General features: G+C 50.2%; 19 protein-coding genes, 4 tRNA genes and 1 pseudogene. 4 read left to right on the top strand and 20 right to left on the bottom strand.

The window, feature by feature from the left end; genetic code table 11:
- Positions 1–142: 142 nt before the first annotated feature.
- From ACO9K6_RS20555 to ACO9K6_RS20520, 8 genes are all read right to left on the bottom strand, one after another.
- Positions 143–1243, bottom strand: a complete 1101-nt coding sequence (locus tag ACO9K6_RS20555; RefSeq protein ID WP_424769395.1) for a Gfo/Idh/MocA family protein — start codon at positions 1241–1243, stop codon at positions 143–145.
- A 59-nt stretch (positions 1244–1302) separates the two neighbouring features.
- Positions 1303–2025, bottom strand: a complete 723-nt coding sequence (locus tag ACO9K6_RS20550) for a ThuA domain-containing protein (RefSeq protein ID WP_424769394.1) — start codon at positions 2023–2025, stop codon at positions 1303–1305.
- A 45-nt stretch (positions 2026–2070) separates the two neighbouring features.
- Positions 2071–3234, bottom strand: a complete 1164-nt coding sequence (locus ACO9K6_RS20545; protein ID WP_424769393.1) for a Gfo/Idh/MocA family protein — start codon at positions 3232–3234, stop codon at positions 2071–2073.
- A 21-nt stretch (positions 3235–3255) separates the two neighbouring features.
- The gene (locus ACO9K6_RS20540; RefSeq protein ID WP_424769392.1) at positions 3256–4257 is read right to left on the bottom strand and encodes a LacI family DNA-binding transcriptional regulator; all 1002 of its coding nucleotides are present in this window, start codon (positions 4255–4257) and stop codon (positions 3256–3258) included.
- A 215-nt stretch (positions 4258–4472) separates the two neighbouring features.
- Entirely contained in the window at positions 4473–5540 is a 1068-nt protein-coding gene (locus ACO9K6_RS20535) for an undecaprenyldiphospho-muramoylpentapeptide beta-N-acetylglucosaminyltransferase (protein WP_424769391.1), read from the bottom strand.
- A gap of 206 nt (positions 5541–5746) precedes the next feature.
- On the bottom strand, positions 5747–7333 hold the full coding sequence (locus ACO9K6_RS20530) for a peptide chain release factor 3 (RefSeq protein ID WP_424769390.1): 1587 nt from the start codon (positions 7331–7333) through the stop codon (positions 5747–5749).
- A 39-nt stretch (positions 7334–7372) separates the two neighbouring features.
- Entirely contained in the window at positions 7373–8929 is a 1557-nt protein-coding gene (zwf, locus tag ACO9K6_RS20525; protein WP_424769389.1) for a glucose-6-phosphate dehydrogenase, read from the bottom strand.
- A gap of 171 nt (positions 8930–9100) precedes the next feature.
- Positions 9101–9925 carry a YwmB family TATA-box binding protein gene (locus tag ACO9K6_RS20520; protein WP_424769388.1) on the bottom strand — a complete coding sequence of 275 codons (825 nt, stop codon included), beginning with the start codon at positions 9923–9925 and terminating at the stop codon, positions 9101–9103.
- Positions 9926–10018: 93 nt separating this feature from the next.
- Here ACO9K6_RS20520 and ACO9K6_RS20515 point away from each other — a divergent pair, with 93 nt between their 5' ends.
- The gene (locus ACO9K6_RS20515) at positions 10019–10399 is read left to right on the top strand and encodes a hypothetical protein (RefSeq protein ID WP_424769387.1); all 381 of its coding nucleotides are present in this window, start codon (positions 10019–10021) and stop codon (positions 10397–10399) included.
- A 148-nt stretch (positions 10400–10547) separates the two neighbouring features.
- Complete coding sequence (locus ACO9K6_RS20510) at positions 10548–11225, top strand: hypothetical protein (protein ID WP_424769386.1); 678 nt, start codon at positions 10548–10550, stop codon at positions 11223–11225.
- A 169-nt stretch (positions 11226–11394) separates the two neighbouring features.
- On the opposite strand, the gene ACO9K6_RS20505 is transcribed toward ACO9K6_RS20510, so the two are convergent.
- On the bottom strand, positions 11395–12879 hold the full coding sequence (locus ACO9K6_RS20505; RefSeq protein WP_424769385.1) for a molybdopterin molybdotransferase MoeA: 1485 nt from the start codon (positions 12877–12879) through the stop codon (positions 11395–11397).
- Between the two features lie 145 nt (positions 12880–13024).
- On the opposite strand from ACO9K6_RS20505, the gene mobB reads away from it, so the two are divergent.
- Positions 13025–13558, top strand: a complete 534-nt coding sequence (gene mobB, locus ACO9K6_RS20500; RefSeq protein WP_424769384.1) for a molybdopterin-guanine dinucleotide biosynthesis protein B — start codon at positions 13025–13027, stop codon at positions 13556–13558.
- A 52-nt stretch (positions 13559–13610) separates the two neighbouring features.
- Here the strand turns inward: mobB and ACO9K6_RS20495 are convergent, their stop codons facing one another.
- From ACO9K6_RS20495 to ACO9K6_RS20470, 6 genes are all read right to left on the bottom strand, one after another.
- A complete protein-coding gene (locus tag ACO9K6_RS20495; RefSeq protein WP_424769383.1) occupies positions 13611–14261 on the bottom strand; it encodes a response regulator transcription factor in 651 nt (216 codons plus the stop codon).
- 67 nt (positions 14262–14328) lie between these two features.
- Positions 14329–15330, bottom strand: a complete 1002-nt coding sequence (locus ACO9K6_RS20490) for a sensor histidine kinase (RefSeq protein ID WP_424769382.1) — start codon at positions 15328–15330, stop codon at positions 14329–14331.
- A 124-nt stretch (positions 15331–15454) separates the two neighbouring features.
- Complete coding sequence (locus ACO9K6_RS20485; RefSeq protein ID WP_424769381.1) at positions 15455–16162, bottom strand: PspA/IM30 family protein; 708 nt, start codon at positions 16160–16162, stop codon at positions 15455–15457.
- Between the two features lies 1 nt (position 16163).
- Positions 16164–16634 carry a PspC domain-containing protein gene (locus tag ACO9K6_RS20480; RefSeq protein WP_424769380.1) on the bottom strand — a complete coding sequence of 157 codons (471 nt, stop codon included), beginning with the start codon at positions 16632–16634 and terminating at the stop codon, positions 16164–16166.
- Positions 16622–17308 carry a PspA/IM30 family protein gene (locus tag ACO9K6_RS20475; protein WP_424769379.1) on the bottom strand — a complete coding sequence of 229 codons (687 nt, stop codon included), beginning with the start codon at positions 17306–17308 and terminating at the stop codon, positions 16622–16624. The genes ACO9K6_RS20480 and ACO9K6_RS20475 overlap by 13 nt, the downstream gene beginning before the upstream one ends.
- 34 nt (positions 17309–17342) lie before the next feature.
- Positions 17343–17639 carry a LiaF transmembrane domain-containing protein gene (locus ACO9K6_RS20470; RefSeq protein ID WP_424769378.1) on the bottom strand — a complete coding sequence of 99 codons (297 nt, stop codon included), beginning with the start codon at positions 17637–17639 and terminating at the stop codon, positions 17343–17345.
- A 263-nt stretch (positions 17640–17902) separates the two neighbouring features.
- On the opposite strand from ACO9K6_RS20470, the gene ACO9K6_RS20465 reads away from it, so the two are divergent.
- A complete protein-coding gene (locus ACO9K6_RS20465; protein WP_424769377.1) occupies positions 17903–18451 on the top strand; it encodes a C40 family peptidase in 549 nt (182 codons plus the stop codon).
- 396 nt (positions 18452–18847) lie between these two features.
- On the opposite strand, the pseudogene ACO9K6_RS20460 reads toward ACO9K6_RS20465, so the two are convergent.
- The 5 genes and pseudogenes from ACO9K6_RS20460 to ACO9K6_RS20440 form a co-directional block, all read right to left on the bottom strand.
- A pseudogene (locus ACO9K6_RS20460) lies at positions 18848–19036 on the bottom strand (ABC transporter ATP-binding protein); the annotation flags it as partial.
- 749 nt (positions 19037–19785) lie between these two features.
- A tRNA-Leu gene (locus ACO9K6_RS20455) sits at positions 19786–19867 on the bottom strand.
- A 15-nt stretch (positions 19868–19882) separates the two neighbouring features.
- Positions 19883–19959 (bottom strand) — tRNA-Arg (locus ACO9K6_RS20450).
- Between the two features lie 23 nt (positions 19960–19982).
- Positions 19983–20056, bottom strand: a tRNA-Cys gene (locus ACO9K6_RS20445).
- 7 nt (positions 20057–20063) lie between these two features.
- Positions 20064–20138, bottom strand: a tRNA-Gly gene (locus ACO9K6_RS20440).
- Position 20139: the final 1 nt, after the last annotated feature.

Here is a 20139-nt window from a genome sequence, read left to right as displayed (position 1 = left end):
AAAAGGCATGAGTCCGGTACAATACCGAACTCATGCCGAACAGGTTGCCTAAATATAGATGTCTAACTTTTTGGGGTCACTTCAATGACCGCCTGCTGTTTTTTATTGCCGCTCTTCCTACAGAGCTGATGCACCTATACTATTAGTCCAAGCAGTATGGCTGCAGGCCCAACGGCAGCAGCGCGGGGCGCTCGCAGGTACTCTTCATCACATAGTGTACGCCTTGCTCCGAAGCATCATGGAAGCCATGCATCGCTTCAAGCACATGATAAGCAAGTTCTCCGTTCGCACGGTGCTTGCGGCCGGTTTGGATCGCTTTCGCCATATCGGCAGCGCCTACGCCGCGGGCATTTTCCGTATATCCGTAAGCCAGCGGAATATCCGACCACTCCCTGCTGCCTGCACGGCAAATTTGAATATTGCCGCCAAAGTTATTCGGATCCGGCACCAGCATTGTACCCCCGCTGCCGTATACTTCGATGCGAGGCAGCGTCGAGCCGCCCTTCGCATCGAAGCTTGTCAGCAGCGTGCCGATTACGCCGGAAGAAAAATCCATCACTCCAGCGATATGCGTCGGCACCTCAACCCGAATCTTTTGTCCGGATTTCGGCTGGCTAGTAATCGTTCTCTCCGGATACGAAATACGAGCCGAACCCGTTACGCGCGTAATTGGTCCGAGCATCGCAACCAATGCCGTCAAATAATAAGGCCCCATATCGAACATCGGGCCGCCGCCTTTTTTGTAATAAAATTCCGGCGCAGGGTGCCAGCTTTCGTGGCCTCCTCCGACCATGAAAGCTGTGGCTCCAATCGGGGTGCCGATCCAGCCATCCTCGATCAGCTTAATACTTGTCTGAATGCCGCCGCCAAGGAATGTATCCGGCGCGCTGCCTACAAGTAGCCCTTTCCTTTGAGCAAGCAGCAGTACCTCCTGCGCTTCCTCACGCGTTACCGCGAATGGTTTCTCCACATATACATGCTTACCCGCTTCAAGCGCTTTCAAGCAAACGGAAGCGTGTGCTTGAGGGATTGTAAGATTAATAATCATTTCGATTTCCGGATCAGCAAGCAGCTCCTCCACGGAGCAGCCCCGGACGCCAAATTCCTCGCCTCTTGCTCTTGCCCGATCAACATCCAAATCCGCGCAAGCAACAACCTGAAGCGCATCAAACCGGTTGCCATTCTCAAAATAGATTCCGCTAATATTACCCGTTCCAATAACGCCTGCTTTTATTTTATTCATGCTTGTTCGTCCCTCGCCCCATACCTGAAATGGTTATAATATGTCACTGCATTTGTTGCTTAAAGCTGATTATCCGCCATTCCGCTGTAAGCCGCAGCACCCGTTCCTGCAGCCACAGCCAGCGATTTGCCTTCCGCGCACCAGAGGAACCCGCGACGCATCAGCTCCTTCACCGTCGCAATTTCCATAATATTCGCTTGATGACCAAGGGAGTTGTAATAAACTCTTCCTACACCCCAGCGCTTCGTCCACACCACCGGCATATCTACTGCTTTGTTTAAGGAGTGAGGCCCAGGCGTTAACGGAAACCGTGTCGTTGCCAGCACTTCCACCGCAGGATCCACATGCAAATAATACTGCTCCGATTTCACGACGAAGTCCTCGATGCCTGCTGTTAGCGGGCTGGACGAGTAGCTGATATTGACCGTGTATTCAACACCGTCATTGCCGGGATGCGCAACCCATTGTCCGCCGGTCATGAACTGCCAATCCACATTTTCGCGAAAAGCATCGCACATGCCGCCGTGGCAGCCTGCTAGGCCTACGCCGCTTTGCACAGCTGCAGATACGTTGTCGACCAGCTTCTGATCAATTCGAGCCATGGTCCATACCGGAACGATCAGATCCAATCCTTTCAGCTTCTCCGCATCCGCAAACGCTTCAAGCGTATCAGACACCTCGACTTCAAAGTTCTCAGAGACGAGCACCTGTCGGAAAATCTCAGCAACTTCCTTAGGCTGATGACCATCCCAGCCGCCCCATACGATTAATGCTTTTTTCATTGCTTGGTACCTGCCTCTCCACTGCTTGAATGATTTAACCTTCTATTATAACAATTCACTAATGGCGACCCAGCGGCGTTCCTCGATGGAACGCTCAACCGCTTCCAGCACCTCTTGGCATTTCACCCCGTCCACGAAGTTTGGCACCGGCTGACGGTCCTCCGCGAACGCCTGCATCAGCTCGTGCACCTCATGTGTAAACGTATGCTCGTAACCGATCGTGTGACCTGCCGGCCACCATGCATCCATATAAGCATGAGACGGATCCGTCGCCAGCACGCGGCGGAAGCCCTGCACATCCTCCGCATCGTCGGTAAAATAAACCTGAAGCTCATTCATCCGCTCGAAATCGAACTTGATGCTGCCCTTGCTGCCATTGATTTCGAAGCCGTTCGTGCAGCGATGGCCTGCAGCGAAACGGGTCGCCTCGAAGCTCCCGAGCGCCCCGTTCTCGAACCGGGTCATAAACAATGTTGCATCATCAACGGTAACCTCACCGCGAGGACCATCCTCGCTGCCTTTGGCGCTCAGTCCCGTCATCGCAGAAGCTATCGGACGCTCCTTAATGAACGTCTCGCTCATGCCAATGACCTCATTGAACTCGCCGACAAGAAAGCGGGCCATATCAATGAGATGCGCGCCTAGATCGCCATGCGAGCCGGAGCCCGCAATTTCCTTCTGCAGACGCCATACGAGCGGGAAGCTTGGATCAATAATCCAGTCCTGCAGGAATACTGCGCGGAAATGATATATTTGGCCGATTCGGCCTTCCTCTACAAGCTTTTTCGCCAGCTGCACCGCGGGAGCAAAACGGTAGTTAAAGCCAACCATATGCTTCACGCCGGCCTTCTCCGCCGCTTCCAGCATTTCACGCGAATCCTCAAGCGTAAGGGCTAAAGGCTTCTCACAGAACAGATGCTTGCCTGCTGCAGCCGCAGCAAGCGCAATTTCCTTATGCGCATCGCTTGGAGCGTTAATATCAATCAGATCGATATCCTCGCGCGCAACCAGCTTCCGCCAATCCGTCTCCGAGCTTTCCCAGCCGAATTGCGCTCTCGCTTGCTCGAGACCCTGCGGATCACGTCCGCATATGGCTTTCATCACGGGCTTAATCGAGTTTGAAAAAAACATCGGAAGCGCACGATACGCGTTACTATGCGCCTTTCCCATAAACTTATAGCCAACCATACCCACTCTAACTTGATCCATCGAATTTCCGCCTCCCGTAAATTAAGATGTTTCTCTTTGAATGAAGCTGACGGGCAGCATTTCCATTTCCCCCGTCTTCGCCTTTTCCTTATGCCCTGCATCCAGCAGCCTGGTCGCGGCCAGTCTTCCCATTTCATAAAAGGGCACCGCTACCGTCGACAGACGCGGACTAATAATGCGCGAGCCGTCCGAATCATCATAGCCGACGAGCGCATATTGCTGTCCCGCCTCAAGCCCCTGCTCTCGGAGTCCCTGCATAAGCCCGATCGCCATGCGATCATTAGCGGCGAATACCGCTTCAATCGTACCGCTGCGAATCTGCTGTGCCATTTTCTCCGCCAGCTCAAAGCCGCTTTTCCGACTGTAATTGCCGACAAAGACCAGCTCATCGTCGTAAGCGATGCCCGCCTCCTGAAGCGCAGCCCGGTAGCCATGCAATCGGTCGGAGCTGTTCGAATACTGAGCGGGACCATTTACGAATGCAACCCTTCGCTTACCCTGCTGCACCAAATGCCGGACGGCATCCATGCTCCCCGTCAAATGATCAGCATCAACCGTCACATATTGCTCCTCGTCAAATCGCTGATTCACAAGGCAGAACGGGAAGCCTCCCGCTTTCAGCTCCGCCAGCGCGGCACGTTCCTCGGGCACATTTTGCGAGCCGAGCACAATGCACGCATCAATCTTCTGCGTTCGGAACAGCTTTGCATAATCCCTCACGCCATCCGGCTCCTTAAAAATGAGCAGCAGATCATACCCGAAGCGTCTAACCGTCTCGCCGATCCCGCTTAAAATTTCCGAGAAATAATAGGTCGAGAACAGATGAACCTTAGGCACGAACGGTAATATAACGCCAATATTACCGCTCTTCCGCCGGGCAAATTGCTGCGCGAGCGCATTCGGGACGTAACCCAGCTCGGCTGCAGCCTGCAGTACACGTTCACGGGTCTCCTCTTTTATCGGACCGACATTGTTCAATACTCTGGAAACAGTCGCCTCCGAGACGCCGGCCAGCTTCGCCACTTCTTTCCTGCTAATGATCGGTAGCCTCCTGATCAGTTATATGCCATGGTGTATAACTCATTATTATGTACACGCGTACATTATGGCATGAAAACGGTTCATCGTCAATAAACTTCTTGCTTTGTATTAAACAAGTAAAAGCGATCCTTAACGTTACCCACACGTTTCAGATCGCTTTCTTTATTCCTTATGTTGATATGCCTTAAAGTGACACCTTACTTCCTCGCGATCTCGTTTATCCAATCATAAACAGCGGTCAGAGCGTTCGTCTCCTCACTCTCGCTCATCGTCTGCATGAATAAATCACGTTTTTGGTACAAACGCTCAACGCCGTCGATCAACGAATCGGCCGTCAGCTTCTCCTCGTACAACACGTCGCAATAACCCGATTTCTCAAAGGATTGCGCATTTAAAATTTGATCCCCTCTGCTCTGCTCCTTCGTCAGCGGTATAAGCAGCATCGGCTTCTTGAGCGCCAAAAACTCGAATATGGAGTTTGAACCTGCGCGTGATACGACAAGATCCGCCATCGCCAGCACATCCGGCAGCTGTTCGTTCACATATTCGAATTGCTTATAGCCTGGCGTCGTAATCGCGGGATCGACTTGGTTTTTACCGCACAGATGAACAATTTGAAATTGCTTCGTTAAGCGGGTCAGAGCATTCCTCACCGTTTGATTAATTTTACGCGAGCCCAGACTGCCCCCCATGACCAGAATGACAGGCTTACTTCGGGTAAATCCGCAGAGGGCTCTTCCGTGCTCAGCATCCCCCTGCTTCACTTCCTCCCGAATGACAGCACCCACATGACGGTATTTTTCAGATTTCAGCATACCGCCCGTTTCCGGGAATGTTGTACATACACCTGTCGCAAAAGGGATCGAAATCCGATTGGCAAGGCCCGGCGTCAAATCGGATTCATGGATAAGAAGCGGCACTTTATTGAGCCATGCCCCGATGACCACGGGTACCGAAACAAAGCCGCCCTTGGAGAAAATAACATTAGGCTTGTTCTGCTTGATAAGCTGATAAGCCTGATACAATCCTTTTATTACCTTGAAAGGGTCCTTTATATTTTGAATATCCAAATACCTTCTTAGCTTGCCCGTCGCGATCGCATGATACTTTACTTCCGGAAGCGCAGCGATAAGCTTGCGTTCGATGCCGTTCTCCGATCCAATATATTGTACCGACCAGCCCTGTTCGAGAAAACGCGGGATTAAGGCCAAATTTACAGTAACATGACCGGCTGAGCCGCCGCCGGTGAACATAATTGTTTTCATGAATGCCTAGCCACCTATTCATCATTTATCCTTTTATTATACGAGTAAAGTGAACATTTAGCACTTCTGTTCTTCTATCCTTGCTCTCTTAAACTATAACCAGCTCTCGCGGCACTCAACCATAGAAAGGCAAAAAGACATCCTCAGTCCAAGCGCGGATGCGCTTTTTAAGCTGAGGATGCCTGATATGATCTGCTGCCTTGCGATTAAGGCGCGGTTTCCAAAAACTTTGAGGTCGGATTTTTGTCTATTGCCGTCCGCATCGCATACTCGTTCTCGAACAAGACGACATAATTGCCCTTCTTGTCCTTCACGAGTGTCGTATTGATCCGGAACTTACCCGGGTCGATCTTATCATCGACGATCCAGCGCGCGAACTGGAATTGCATCCGGTGCAGCTGAATATCAACGCCGTATTCCGCCTTCATCCGATGCTCGAACACCTCGAACTGCAGATGTCCGACAACACCCAGAATCGTCTCGTCAAAGTTGCCCGTAGAATGAAACACCTGGATGGTGCCCTCCTCGGTCAGCTGATCGATCCCCTTCTGGTATTGCTTATGCTTTAAAGCGTTTTTCACGGTAACTTTAGCAAAAATTTCCGGCGAGAACGTCGGCAGCTCATCGAATACGATCTCCGAGCCCTGCGACAAGGAGTCGCCGATTCGGAAAATACCCGGATCGAATAGTCCAATAATATCACCCGGATAAGCGGTATCGACAATATCCCGATCCTGCGCAAGGAACTGCTGCGGCTGCGCCAGCTTAATGTCCTTCCCGTTGCGCACATGGCGCACGCTCATGCCCCGCTCGAAGCGGCCGGAGCAAATGCGGAGGAACGCGATCCGGTCGCGATGCGCCGGATTCATATTCGCTTGAATTTTGAATACGTACCCGCTGAACTTCTCATCTGTTGGTTCAACCACGCCGGTCGTACTGTTTCGCGAGGTCGGTTTAGGCGCCAGCTCCAGGAAATTCTCAAGGAAGGTCTGCACGCCGAAGTTGTTCACCGCGCTTCCGAAAAACACCGGCGTCAGCTCGCCCGCACGCACCTTGTCGAAATCAAATTGATCGCCGGCTACATCAAGCAATTCCAGATCGCCGATTAGCTGGTCGGTCAAATAATCGCCAGCCATCTCACGAATGACCGGATCGTTATAATCATTTACCGGACGAACTTCAATTGTCGAATGATCATTGCCTTGGAACAGCTCGACCTGATTTTTCATCCGGTCGTATACGCCACACAATTCGCGGCCCATGCCGATTGGCCAGTTCATTGGAACCGAACGGATGCCAAGCACCCGCTCCAGCTCTTCCATGAGCTCGAACGGACTTTGGCCTTCGCGGTCCAGCTTGTTAATGAATGTAAAGATCGGAATACCGCGCTTGCGGCAAACCTGAAACAGCTTGATCGTCTGCGCCTCCACGCCCTTGGCAACGTCGATAAGCATGACCGCGCTATCGGCTGCGGTCAATGTCCGGTAAGTGTCCTCGCTGAAATCCTGGTGACCCGGGGTATCCAGAATATTGACGCGATGCCCCAGATAGTCGAATTGCATTACGCTCGACGTAACCGAGATTCCACGCTGCTTCTCAATTTCCATCCAGTCGGATGTAGCGTGACGGCTCGCTTTGCGAGCTTTAACAGACCCTGCAAGCCGAATAGCCCCTCCGAATAGGAGGAGCTTCTCTGTTAAAGTCGTTTTACCTGCGTCAGGGTGTGAGATAATAGCGAACGTTCGGCGCTTATCTACTTCCTGTTTAATTTCATTACGTAACGATTGGCTCATGCTTGCCTTCCCTTCATTAAACAGGGCATTCGTCAGCGCTTATTTCCCGCTGTTCGACACCCATATAACGTTATCTTCCTCTTGTCCGTTCACCGGCCACCAGCGGAAGCCGTCCTCAGCCAGCAGCTCATTCGCTGCTTCCGGACCCCAGGATCCAGCCGGATAATGCTTCAAATCGTTTTTGTCTTCGCGCCATGCCTGCGCAATGCGGTCCACGAACGCCCATGCCTGAGAAACCTCGTCCCAGCGCGTGAAATAAGTAGAATCGCCGCGAGCCGCATCATGAATGAGACGCTCATAGGCCTCAGGCGTGTTAATGCCGACTTGGCAGCTCTGGCAGAACTCCATCGCTACAGGCTGTACGGAATTATTCTCGCCAGGCGTTTTTGCGTTTACTTTAATATATATGCCCTCAAGCGGATTTACGCGAATAACGAGCAGGTTCGGCGCCAAATCATGACGCTGAGCGAACAGAACATTTTGAGGCATTGATTTGAATTCAATGACAACCTCTGTCGTTTTGACCGGTAGGCGCTTGCCTGTACGAATGTAGAACGGCACGCCTGCCCAGCGGAAATTATCCACGAATACCTTTGCGGCAAAATAAGTTTCTGTCGTCGATTCTTCATTGACGGAATCCTCTTGACGATAGCCTGGAAGCTCCTTGCCCCTAAAGCTGCCCTCGCTGTATTGACCGCGAACAACCTTCTCGCGAACATCCTCGCTGGATGTGTAATTGCGAAGCGAGCGCAGCACCTTTACCTTCTCGTCGCGAATATCTTCGCCGTGAAGACGGCTAGGCGGCTCCATTGCAATCATCGTCAGCATTTGAAGCATATGGTTCTGCCCCATGTCGCGCAGTGCACCCGATTTGTCATAATAACCGCCGCGATCCTCTACCCCAACCGTTTCCGAAAGCGTAATTTGTACGTTCGCAATATGGTTGTTGTTCCACAAAGGCTCGAAAAAGGCATTGGCAAAACGGATAACTTGAATATTTTGAACCATTTCCTTGCCCAGGTAGTGGTCAATGCGATAAATTTCTTCTTCCTTGAACACTTGGTTGATCTGCTCGTTCAGCTTCTGAGCAGACGGAAGATCGTAGCCGAACGGCTTCTCAATGACAACGCGGTGCCAGCCATTCGATTCCAGCAGCCCGCCATCGCGAAGATTGAACGAAACAGGTCCGAACAGCGACGGAGCAAGCGCTAAATAAAATAAACGGTTGCCTGGAATGTTGAACCTCGTATCCAGCTGCTCCGACAAGCGGCTAAGCTCGCGGAAGCCTTCGACATCGTTAATATCTAGCGACATGTAAACGAAATGCTCCGCAAAACGGTTCCAAAGCTCAGCATCATCTGCCTTGTAGCGACAAAATTCAACGATCGATTGGTACAGGTCCTCACGGAATTGTTCATTGGTACGAGGACGGCGAGCTAGTCCAACAACGGCAAAGTTTTCCGAAAGCTTGCCTTCTTTATATAAACTGAAAAGGGCTGGAAACAGCTTGCGCCGTGCCAAATCGCCTGTTGCTCCGAACAGATAGTATACAGCGCCCTCTGCGGAGACGGATTCAAGATTATTCGTATAGGTCATTTGCCTCATTCTTTCCTATGTATTTTGATACTGCTTTGCATGGTATGTAGTTTATCATATTCAACCTTAATTCGCTATTCAACTCGTCATAAAAAATACTGATAAGGAACGTAAATTCTTCTAATTAGCGCTGCTAGAGCCTCAATGTACAATTGTTATGTTCAACGTTCGTTATCGTTCATCAAATTGCACAAAGCTGTAATCGCCCGTGATTAGCGGAATTCCGATCGTTAGAAGGCTCTTATTTGTTTCTGCTTCCTCGTGAACAGCGATTTGAATATTCGCTGTTTTTCCCTCAAAATCGATAGCGGAACGGAGCTTGCCTGTATAGAAGGTTTCGCTAATTGTTCCTTCGTCCTCGTAGCGATCGATGGCTTTGGCATTCGACAAAACCAGAAAATCGTTTGCTGGGTTCGCATTTGCCGCAAAGCCCTGTACCTTCATACTGCTCGTAAATACAGCTTCACTATCGACCAGCTTCTCCGATACCGCAGCTGCTGCTTTCAGCAAAGAGCCTTTATCCCGTATTTTGTCCGTTTCCAGCAGCAGCATAAGCTGCTCTTGACTATCGTTTTTCTCTACGAGGTTAACTGAAATTCGTCCCCCGTAAGAAGGGACATCGCCTGTAACGGAATTTCCATCATTATGAATGAGCTTTTCAATAGCTCTTCCTTCTTCATCTTTAAAAAGCTTCGATACCAGAGCATCCTTCATCCCCTGTTTCCCCGTTACGTCCCAGCGGATCGTCCACCTCCCATTGCTCGAGCCGCTCGTCAGCTGATCATCGCTCCATCTCCATAATATTTCCAAATCATGCTGAAGCATTTCCTCTGCCGATGTCTCGGCTCTTATTTCGTTTTTCTCGACCCATAATGCCCATACACCGCCAAAAATGAGGACAAGCAGAGCAAGCAGCACGCCAATTCTCGTTCGTTTAGAGCGACTCTGCGCAGACAGCCGTTTTTTGACGGGTATTGCTTCCTTGGGCATGTACATTCTTTCACTCTCCTATTTTGTCAAGATGGGTATTTAACCATACATGTTTGCCTGTAGATGAATATATTGGTTGCAGGAGGTGTCACAAAACAAATGAAGCAAATATATCCGTTGCATGAGGATGTTGTGCAACAGTTTTGCGGAATGCCTGTATGCGTCGTCATGAATGATGGCTCTCGCCACATTGGTATACTAAGCTCCTGCCGCGGCGGCAAGCTGCTGCTTAACGCAGATAGGGATGGCGGACCAGAGGCGATGCTGAAAAAGGCTCAGCCTGCGGTTTCAAAAAAGAAAAAAGGCGGTAAATATAAGAAAGAAAATAACCCAAAGGTCGCTAAGACTGAAAAGACGCAGCTGCAAACACAGTCTTATCCTTATGATCCCTACTATTACAATCCACAGCCTTACTATCCGTGGGGCGGAGCGGTAGCGCTTGATTTAGCGGCAATCGCATTACTATTTTTACTGCTGTAGTGGTCGAAGCGGCGCAGCTCTGCAGAGAGGGGCCGCTTTTGTCTAATAATAGATTTATCTGCAGCGACAGTATTCGCCAGCCTTTTCAACCATTCTATTGTATGCTGACGCAGCAGCAATCCATGGGAGCTAGAGAGGAGCGATTCAAATGACATCATACATACGCTCGATCAGGCCTATTGAACGAACAACGGTGTACGCGCCAATACAAGCCGTTACACCTTATGGTTACTATCCTTACCGTGACGGAGAAGCGCAGCAGCCGCCCGATTACAACGATGACTGGAACCAGATCTATCTTAAGGCTGCGGACAGCGCTGCCACGTGGTTTAGGTTAGCGGACAAAGCTCAGCAAAAGCTGGATCAGATCACCTCGCAGCTAAGCCGCAAGCTTCATTTTAACGAGCCAATCGATGCTCATTTAAAACAACTATCGGAGCTGCTTAACCAGCTGGAGTATATCTATAAGAAGCACGCTGACGAATTGAAGCCCGATCTTTGGGAAACGGTTGAGCTGGCACTTCGCCACCCTGCTGCCGGGGAGATTGGTCTGCGCCGAAGCAGCGACTTCGGCGAATGGATCATTGCATCGAACGGTGAGTCAAAGCAAATGGGTAACAGCGGACGCCTAAAGCAGCTGATGCTCGGCGTTGACGGTATGCTGAACGGCTTAAAGACTGCTTTAACCTATGCGGACGAGCAGACGACAGCAGACCTTGTGCAGCCTTATTTATCGTCCACTCTCCCTTACAGCGCGTATTATGGCGCGATGCAATCCTACTGGCCGCTTCCTCATGTCGGGCTCATTTTGAACCGATATTTATAAAACTGACGCTATACCTCAGTATCATTCTTGCTAAGCTGCTCTCCTGATATTCTATCATTTGTATTCGATGAATCGAAATCAAATTCCTTCAATAAATGTAAAAATATGATGAATCGCTTCACACAGCATCAACAAATAAACCCTCGGCGGCTGCTCAGGGTTTATTATTTTATGGAACAAGAATGACTTCGATGATGTCACCGGCTGCAGCGCCGTCAGGACCTGATGGAATGACAGCGAGCCCTTCAGCATCCGCGATAGAGGCCATCATACTCGATTTGGTGAAGGCTAGAGGGTCAGCATATATCCGTCCATCCGTCTCATAGAGCAAGCGTGTCCTGACAAACCGATCATGCGGACTTGGCTTGTCTATCGCATGGAGCAGCTGTGCATGGACAGTCCGTGGCCTGGCAGCTTCGACACCTTGCATTCTTAGCAGTGCTGGCCGGACGAATAGCTCGAAGCCAACAAAGCATGCGCCCGGATTTCCTGATAAGGCAAACAGAAGCTTCCCTTCCACGACCGCAGCCGAGGTTGGGCTTCCAGGTCTCATCGCTACGCGGTCGAACAGCACTTGGCTTGGGGCTGACCCTTTTGACGCCTCTTCATCAGCTCGATCAGCTTTTGGCCATTGCCTCTCTTCTGCACTGCTGCCAGTATATGAGGATTGTTCACAAACGGAAGCATGCTTCCTGCTTGACCAGCCTTCGCTCTTAATGGTGCGGATGATGTCGGACATGACATCGAAGTCTCCGACGGACACACCCCCGGTCGTAATGATGAGGTCCGTATCATCGAGTACGCGGGAAATCGCTGACGCAACCTCAGCAGGATCATCGGGAAGTGTGCCGCACAGCATCGGCACAGCCCCGCTTTGCTCCAGCATGGCCGCAACCATCCAGCTGTTGCTGTCGCGGATTCGGCCCTGCGCAAGCGAAGCGGCAACCGGCAGCAATTCGCTGCCGGTTGCGAATACCGCTGCGCGCGGGCGCGCCAGTACCGGCACCTCGGCATAGCCGAACGTGCCTAGCAGCGCAACATGGCCCGGCCGCACCACCGTGCCGGGCACACCCCATACGCCCCCAAGGCGAAACTCCTCGCCTTGGGGCGCTATGTTTTGGCCGCTCCGGCCTGCGTGCTTAATCAGCACCGCTGCCGAACCATCGGCCAGAACGGCTTCCGCGGTCTGCTCTAGCATGACGACCGCGTCCGCCCCTGCAGGCACAGCCGCGCCGGTCATAATGCGCGCGGCCGTGCCCTTCTCTACGGTCGCGAGGGCGAGCCCGCCCGCCGCGATCGAGTCAATGACCCGCAGCGCCGCCGGAGATGCCGGCGACGCTGCGGCGATATCTGCCGCGCGCACGGCATAACCGTCAAGTCCTGAGCGCGCGAAGGGCGGCCAGTCGCTTGTCGCATGCAGCGACTGCGCAAGCCTGCGGCCGCCGCTTTCCCGCAGCGGCACAAGCTCGATGCCGCAGCGCAGCTCGTCGGCAGCCGCCAGCACCCGCCGCTGCGCCTCGTCAACCTTCACAGCCCGCCGGTTAAAACGGCTGTGCCGCTCCTTCCCTTCCGCATGCGCTTGGACATTCCCTGCAAGCGCATCTTCTCCTGTACCTGCAGCAGCTCCCCCATCCATTCCCGCACGCTCAGACATAGCATAACCCCCAAGTCCTTTTTCTCCACCTTGCTATAATCGCTAATTTTACTATGTATGGTAAACTGAATACAATGACAATTCATTCGCATGAGCGTCAGAAAGAGTGTTCTGCTTTCCCGCTCATACCGCAAAGGAGCCAGCTATGCAGCCAACTCTCTCTCTTACTCCCCTTATCGTCCAGATCGTCGGATACAAAAACACCGGCAAAACCACATTGGTTTGCCGGTTAATCGAACGCTTTAAGCAAGCGGGCTATAAGGTAGGCACAATCAAGCATGACGCGCATGATTTTCAGATGGATTCGCCTGGCACCGATACGTGGAAGCATCAGGCGGCAGGAGCAGATGTAACAGCTATCACATCATCGAGGCGTACGGCAATCATCAAGCAGCATACCGAATCGCTTGAGCAATTGATCCCGCAGCTGCAGCATGCAGATGTCATCTTGATCGAAGGCTTCAAGACTGCCTCCTACCCGAAGATCATCGCAATACAATCAGCGAAAGACCTGGAATTGTTGCAAAATGTAACCAATCCGCTCGCAGCGGCGGTCTGGCCTGACGCCGTCTCAGCTGCGGCAGATATAGCAATACCGGTCATCGACATCAATCAAACCGAACAGCTGTACCAGCTCATACGAAGCTTAGCAGACCATAACGACAAGCCATCTTCATAAACAACACATAGAACTTAACAGCTACCGTTCATCGGCATGAATAGCCTTACTCTTAATCCGCAATTCCCTGCTTATGCGCATAGATAGCCGCCTGCGTGCGGTCATCCACTTCAAGCTTATTAAAAATATTCGTAATATGGAATTTTACCGTCTTGACGCCAATAAACAGCTCATCGGCGATTTCCTGATTTGAGAGTCCCTGCGCTACACGTTTAAGTACATCCATCTCCCGATCGGTCAGTTCCTCGTGCAGGGGCGCCTGCTCCTGCTGCTTTGGCTGACGGAAGCGATTCATCATTTTAGCTGCCACCTGCGACTCCAGCACAGATTGGCCGCGTGCCGCGGCACGTATCGCATCGGCAATTTCCGTTGCCCGCGACGTTTTCAGCAAATAGCTGAAGGCACCCGCTTCAATAACCGGATACAGCTTGCTGTCATCCAAATAGCTGGTCAATACGATCACTTTGCATTCGGGATAAAGCTCAAGCAGCTTCGCAGTCGTCTCGACGCCATCCATACCCTCCATCACCAAATCCATCAAAACAACGTCAGGTTTGTACGCCTGTGCCAATCGAATGCCGTCCATACCATTGCTGGCTTCGCCGACAACCTCTATCCCGTCCTCCGTGTCCAGCACCGCCGCTAGTCCGATTCGCACCATCTCATGATCATCGACAAGCAATACCTTAATCGGCTGACTCAATTGCCCAATCGCCTCCACACCCTACACCGTCCTTATTTTTATCATCACTGTCCTATAGCCAGCCCGCTTATCCTTTCGATTCACGTTGTCCATCCATTGGCACCCAAATATGAATGAGCGTACCTTCTCCTACTCGGGATATCATTTTTAACGAGCCACCCAGCTCATTTACCCGCTCTTCCATCGTGAGCAAGCCATAGGACGTCTGCTTCTTCTCTTCGAGGTCAAAGCCCACGCCGCTGTCCTGAAGGATCAGCTCTACTTGATTCCCGCTGTGCAGCAGCTTGATCTCCATTGTGTTCGCCTTCGAATGGCGAAGCGTATTCGACAAGGCCTCCTGCGCGATACGGAACAAATGGTCCTCTGCCTGCGGCTTCAGCACAATCGTGTCATCGACTTCAAGTGTTATCGTCATCGGTACTTTCTGCTTCAGCTCTTCCACCAGAATAGCCAACGCTTGCCCTAAGTTCTTCCCATCCAAATGGACCGGCCGAAGATGAAGCAGCAGCGCGCGCATTTCCGATTGCGCAACGGCAGCCATCTCTTCAATTAGCTGAACCTGACGCTTCGCCCGCTCCCAATCCCGCTCTATCGTTCGGCTTACGGCCGTCGCCGTCATGGAAATCGCGAACAGCTGCTGACTGACCGCATCGTGCAGCTCACGCGCCAATCGCTGGCGCTCCTCAATGACAGCAGTAAATTTAACCTTCTCAGTCCAGGTAGGATCGACCTGCTCCTGCTCCGCAATATTTCCATCCGCTGTTTCATGATGATCCAAGGTGACGGCATAACGACGTTTCATTTGCTGCTCCGTAAGCCGCTTTAATGATTCCTTTAATTTGGTATTTTCCAAATAGCCGTTCAGTGCAGCTGCCGCAAGACCGGCCCCTACAATCGTCAGCCCAATAACTGCCCATTTGCCGCTTAGCGTAAACAGCTCAACATAACCAATGCTTTGAAGCACAATGACGACTAAGCTGATAATAATAAGCAGCCATAATATCGTTTCCGTTATATTTCGTCTGCGGGCCGCATGATCAGATTGATCACTCGGCTTCCCCTGCGCCATACGGCTCACATCCTCTTATGTATCTTATTATAATTTATTGTAAGCGGATCATGTTATCTCACATACAAAAAAACATGAAAGAGCAGACCGAACAGCCGGTCCGCTTCTTCCATCCTTCTACAGCCTATTCTTCAGTTGAAGATTTGCTTAAAGAGGGGCCTGTATTCAGCTTGCTCTTCAGCGCCTGCAGCTGCTCATCAACCTTTAGCTTTTTCTCAGCATCTGCCGCGTTAAAGCTGCCTGCTGTACCGTTGTAGGAGCGTGGTGTGCGAAGCACATCCGCTTCTGCCTCCATTTGCATAATTTTCTCCTCCATCCGGTAGAAGCCGCGCGATGCAGAGCCGCTGTCAATCGTATGGTTCGCAGTCAATTGCGCCATTTGCTTTTGTGCTTTCGCAACCTGTGCACGGGAAGCAAGCTCGTTGCGCTTGTTGCGCAGCTGATAGAACTCATCCTTCATCGTGTGCAGCTGCTGTAGAAGCTCATCAGCCTGCTGCTTCGACTGTACGTGAAGCTCCGCATATTCCGTTACCTTCTGATCGAAATAAACCTTCTCTTCCAGCAGCTTGCGAGCAAGCTCCTCTTGGCCGGCTCTCAAAGCAGCCTCCGCCTTGGATTCGCGATCAGCCACGCTGCTCACAGCCTCGTCAAGACGTTGCTTCATGCGGCGCTCATTCGCCATTTGCTTCGCTACGGTTACTTCTGCTTGATGAATCTCAGATTCCATGTCCCGCAAGTATTGGTTAAGCATAATAATCGGATCTTCGATTTTGTCCAATGCCTCATTTACCGATGCCTTCGTCATATCCTTCATGCGTTTGAAAATTCCCATATTAAAAATCTCCCTTCTCGTATTTAGCAAGTTTGGCTTTCAATTCTTCAATTTCACGACGCAGTGCTTTTTTCTCCAAATCATCCATCATGCTATCGAATTGCGATGACGCAGCGGGATTTACTCCTGCATCTGTTGAACTCCAAGTGCCTTGCGGCTGCGGCGGGTTTTTGTAAGGTCCGCCGAACTGCGATTCCGTTCCGTAGCCTGCACCGCTGCCGCCTAAGCCAGCATTATAGCCGCCGCCATAGCCATTTGGACCAAAGTTAGAATAAATCGGCGGCTCCTTCGGCACAACCAGTCCCGCAATGAGATAGATCAGAATAACGGCGCCGCTTGTAAAAATAGTTACGACGACTAATAAGATCCTTAAAAGTGTCGCATCGACGTTTAACATTTCAGCTAGGCCGCCGCAAAGGCCGAATAGTTTCTTGTCCCGCGAGGAACGATATAGTTTTTTCAAGATGACCATCCTTCCTTCTCAAGCTTTCGCTTTAATTGCTCCAACTCTCGTTCTATCGCAGATTGAACCGTGTGGCCCGCTTCGGATATGAATTCCTGCCCCATTCTGCGAATGTCGCGCAAGCTCTTGGCCTCATGCTCCATCCCGCTGATGCGATCCTCCAGCCTTCTGAATACAGCCCCCGGTTGAACGCCTTGCTCACCGAAACCTCCATTGTAACGGCTGTTCATCCGCTGCTGAAGTCTCAGTGACTCCATACGTGCCGCATAATATTCCCGTTTGTCATAGACAGTCTGGTACTCACTGCGCATCTCGCGCAGCTGCTCTTCAAGATCCAATGTATTTTGCCTGCTCTGCTCATAAAGCTCGCGGTATTGAATCGAACGCTCCTCGCAGCTCGCTTTCTCATGCAGCGCAATACGAGCCATTTGCTCCTCGCCTGCTTTGAGCGCTGTCAGCGCTTGATTCTCGCGCCGCTCCTTTTGCTGCTCCGCCTGCAGCCATTGAACCTTCAGGTGATTGCTGTGAGCTGCATATTGCTGATAAAGCTTCTCGGCTTGTATAATATCTTCTCTTGTCGACCAGAGAAATTGATCAATCATACGAACCGGATCCTCTGCTTTCTCTAATCTTTCATTTAACGTGGCGACCGTAATGTCGCGCACACGCTTCATTATGCTCATTTCATGTCCTCCTATCTATGATCACTCGCAGCGGCTAGTAAGCTCTGCGCTTGTCTTTCTTGAAAAGGCCAACCCCGACTACGATCAATCCGATTGCCAACAGCAGCATAATAATTCCGCCGAGCTTGCCGATCAGCATCATTGCGCCAATAACGATAAGTATGCCGCCGATCCATTTTTTGCTGTTCATCCATCCGACTACACCGAGTCCGATTAAAATAAACGGGAGCAAAAATCCGACTATCGCACCGAAGTTAATCCCGATAAAATTAAGTACTGCGATGCCGCCAACGATTACGAGCAAAACACCCAAAGCGCTCTTTCCATTCATCTTCAGTTCCCACTCCTTTCGACCGTTAAATTTTTTTTATTTTCATTTCTGTCTTGCTTATCGTGTTGCTCTTGCTTATGTACTTAGTTTAGAGCAAATTCCGCTTTTATAAAACGGACCTTCGGCGGTTTTCACACTGGACTTAAGTCGAGTCGGAAGCCAGCCTTTAGGGGCAATCGTGGAACTTAACCATATTTTACAGCTTAAACTTGTTATTCTCCTATGTTACGGTATTACCAGTACAGGAGGTGCAAACGATAACCATGAATACAAAATCCATCAAAAAACTTATAGTAACCGGTTTATTATCTACCGCCCTGATCAGTACGGGAGTTGTCCCGCTTCCAATAGACGGACAAGCCTATGCGGCATCCTCATCCATTGAGAAGTCGATTTCCACTGGAATGAAATACTTAGGGACTCCCTATGAATTCGGATCCAATCGTTCTACGACCAAAACATTTGATTGCTCTGACTTTACAAAATTCATCCTTCGAACAGGCGCCGGCCTCAACATCCCGGGCAGCTCAGCTACTCAAGCAGAATACGTGAAGAAAAAATCAGCTGTCAAAACGAAATGGACAAGCCTTAAACGCGGCGATCTTATGTTCTTCATGTCCTATCGCGGATCATCCGCTTCGAGTTACTCTCGCATTAATAAATCGAAGCAAAGGGTTACACATGTCGGGATTTACTTAGGAAACGGTAAAATGCTTCATACCTATTCGAAAGCAAGCGGCGGCGTTCGTATCGACAGTATTGACAACAAGCATTGGGAATATCGCTTTATCTTCGGCGGCAGCGCCCTATAGCGTTTGCATATGCTTTTAAAAAGAGCCAGCTAAACGTATTGCGTTTAGCTGGCTCGCCCAAATAAAAAAAAAGTATGAGGTAGACGGTGGAGCTATCACCCTCTGCAATAGCTTCTATAACAGCTTTAATATCCCAATCGGTGAATGCTAAAAATATTGTTGTATGAATCGACCTATTAGAACAGCAATAATCCAACTGTGCAAAATCGTTGCCCCGATACTATGAAGAGTTTGCAGCAGCTGATAAACAGAATGATAGAGGCTATCGAGTAGCCAAATATACTTAAGACGGTAATAATTACATCACCCCAGCGATTGTCAAAGCAGCTTGTATGACGATAAGAATAATAAGCGTTCCGAGAATTAAAGTGCAGTTACGTTTCCAATCGGAATTGATCAGCTTAATCTTTCTCCAAACACCTCCTTAATCATCTCGTCGATGCTCTTCCCATGTGCGTGACGAACGTTCTCCACCTCGTCATACAGCACAATCTCCCCGTCACGTATGAATACGACTTTATCAAAGATATGTTCAATATCGCGTACGAGGTGAGTAGACACGATAATACTGCTTTCCTCGTTATATCACAACACGCATCCAACTTTCGGTCAAAGGCTGGTCTATCAAAGCTTTTTACGACCATATACTTTTAATACCCGCGCCGGCCATTTCTTTTTTGATCTCCATATCGGTATATTGTTATCGAATGCAATGGTCACAATATGTCCTTCTCCCCTCCGTTGCCCGATTATAAAAAAGTTTCTCTAGGCGACATCCTTTTTTCTTAATGTAATAAAGCTTATTTCATTATTTTTTTGACGGCATGTATATTCGATGCTCTATTGGTGCATTATATTATAGACGGTGTGAAGAGAGGTGTGGTTCCGTTGGACCATTTGGTACTTGGACTACAGGAGGAATTTATTTAACCACTTAGCTAAAAAGAAAGCGAGGGGTTGTGTCGCAGAGTACCTCTGAAACACACACGCGAAGTAATGATCCCTTAAAAAGGATCATAAACTAGCGGTGCCCAAGTTATTCTAATGATGTAAAGTGTGATATATGAAGAGACTCAACGATCAAACACCGTTAAGGGAGAGCCTGCAAAGGCTCTCTTTTCTGTCTTCAGTAATGTTTGCTCAAACAAAACTTTTCTGTCTTCAGTAATGTTTGCTCAAACAAAAAAAGACGCTTTCTGTATCCCAACAGTCAGTGTCTTTTACATTTATATTTTACAAAGACTACAACGATAAGGAGCATTTCAATCAAACAAAAAAACGCTGATTGTACATAAGTACAATCAGCGTAATAGTCATTTTAAGTATAAGCTAAATGGTGCCGGTGAGAGGACTCGAACCTCCACGGTTTCCCTCACGATTTTGAGTCGCGCGCGTCTGCCATTCCGCCACACCGGCAAATTAGAAAAAATATGGCGTGCCCTAAGAGATTCGAACTCCTGACCTTTTGATTCGTAGTCAAACGCTCTATCCAGCTGAGCTAAGGGCACATAATATATGGGATGAAAATTTGTGGAGGCGCCACCCAGACTCGAACTGGGGATAAAGCTTTTGCAGAGCTTTGCCTTACCACTTGGCTATGGCGCCAAAATAATGGAGCGGAAGACGGGAATCGAACCCGCGACCCTCGCCTTGGCAAGGCGATGCTCTACCGCTGAGCCACTTCCGCA

This window comes from Paenibacillus praedii (assembly GCF_049725345.1).
Lineage (GTDB): Bacteria > Bacillota > Bacilli > Paenibacillales > Paenibacillaceae > Pristimantibacillus.
The sequence above is the reverse complement of the archived record's forward strand: the minus strand, read 5'-3'. Positions and strand labels throughout refer to the sequence as shown.

Coding starts and splice junctions, on each gene's coding strand:
- ACO9K6_RS20555 (WP_424769395.1), bottom strand. CDS start 1,243: ATGAATAAAATAAAAGCAGGCGTTATTGGAACGGGTAATATTAGCGGA.
- ACO9K6_RS20550 (WP_424769394.1), bottom strand. CDS start 2,025: ATGAAAAAAGCATTAATCGTATGGGGCGGCTGGGATGGTCATCAGCCT.
- ACO9K6_RS20545 (WP_424769393.1), bottom strand. CDS start 3,234: ATGGATCAAGTTAGAGTGGGTATGGTTGGCTATAAGTTTATGGGAAAG.
- ACO9K6_RS20535 (WP_424769391.1), bottom strand. CDS start 5,540: ATGAAAACAATTATGTTCACCGGCGGCGGCTCAGCCGGTCATGTTACT.
- ACO9K6_RS20530 (WP_424769390.1), bottom strand. CDS start 7,333: ATGAGCCAATCGTTACGTAATGAAATTAAACAGGAAGTAGATAAGCGC.
- zwf (WP_424769389.1), bottom strand. CDS start 8,929: ATGACCTATACGAATAATCTTGAATCCGTCTCCGCAGAGGGCGCTGTA.
- ACO9K6_RS20520 (WP_424769388.1), bottom strand. CDS start 9,925: ATGTACATGCCCAAGGAAGCAATACCCGTCAAAAAACGGCTGTCTGCG.
- ACO9K6_RS20515 (WP_424769387.1), top strand. CDS start 10,019: ATGAAGCAAATATATCCGTTGCATGAGGATGTTGTGCAACAGTTTTGC.
- ACO9K6_RS20510 (WP_424769386.1), top strand. CDS start 10,548: ATGACATCATACATACGCTCGATCAGGCCTATTGAACGAACAACGGTG.
- ACO9K6_RS20505 (WP_424769385.1), bottom strand. CDS start 12,879: ATGTCTGAGCGTGCGGGAATGGATGGGGGAGCTGCTGCAGGTACAGGA.
- mobB (WP_424769384.1), top strand. CDS start 13,025: ATGCAGCCAACTCTCTCTCTTACTCCCCTTATCGTCCAGATCGTCGGA.
- ACO9K6_RS20490 (WP_424769382.1), bottom strand. CDS start 15,330: ATGGCGCAGGGGAAGCCGAGTGATCAATCTGATCATGCGGCCCGCAGA.
- ACO9K6_RS20485 (WP_424769381.1), bottom strand. CDS start 16,162: ATGGGAATTTTCAAACGCATGAAGGATATGACGAAGGCATCGGTAAAT.
- ACO9K6_RS20480 (WP_424769380.1), bottom strand. CDS start 16,634: ATGGTCATCTTGAAAAAACTATATCGTTCCTCGCGGGACAAGAAACTA.
- ACO9K6_RS20475 (WP_424769379.1), bottom strand. CDS start 17,308: ATGAGCATAATGAAGCGTGTGCGCGACATTACGGTCGCCACGTTAAAT.
- ACO9K6_RS20470 (WP_424769378.1), bottom strand. CDS start 17,639: ATGAATGGAAAGAGCGCTTTGGGTGTTTTGCTCGTAATCGTTGGCGGC.
- ACO9K6_RS20465 (WP_424769377.1), top strand. CDS start 17,903: ATGAATACAAAATCCATCAAAAAACTTATAGTAACCGGTTTATTATCT.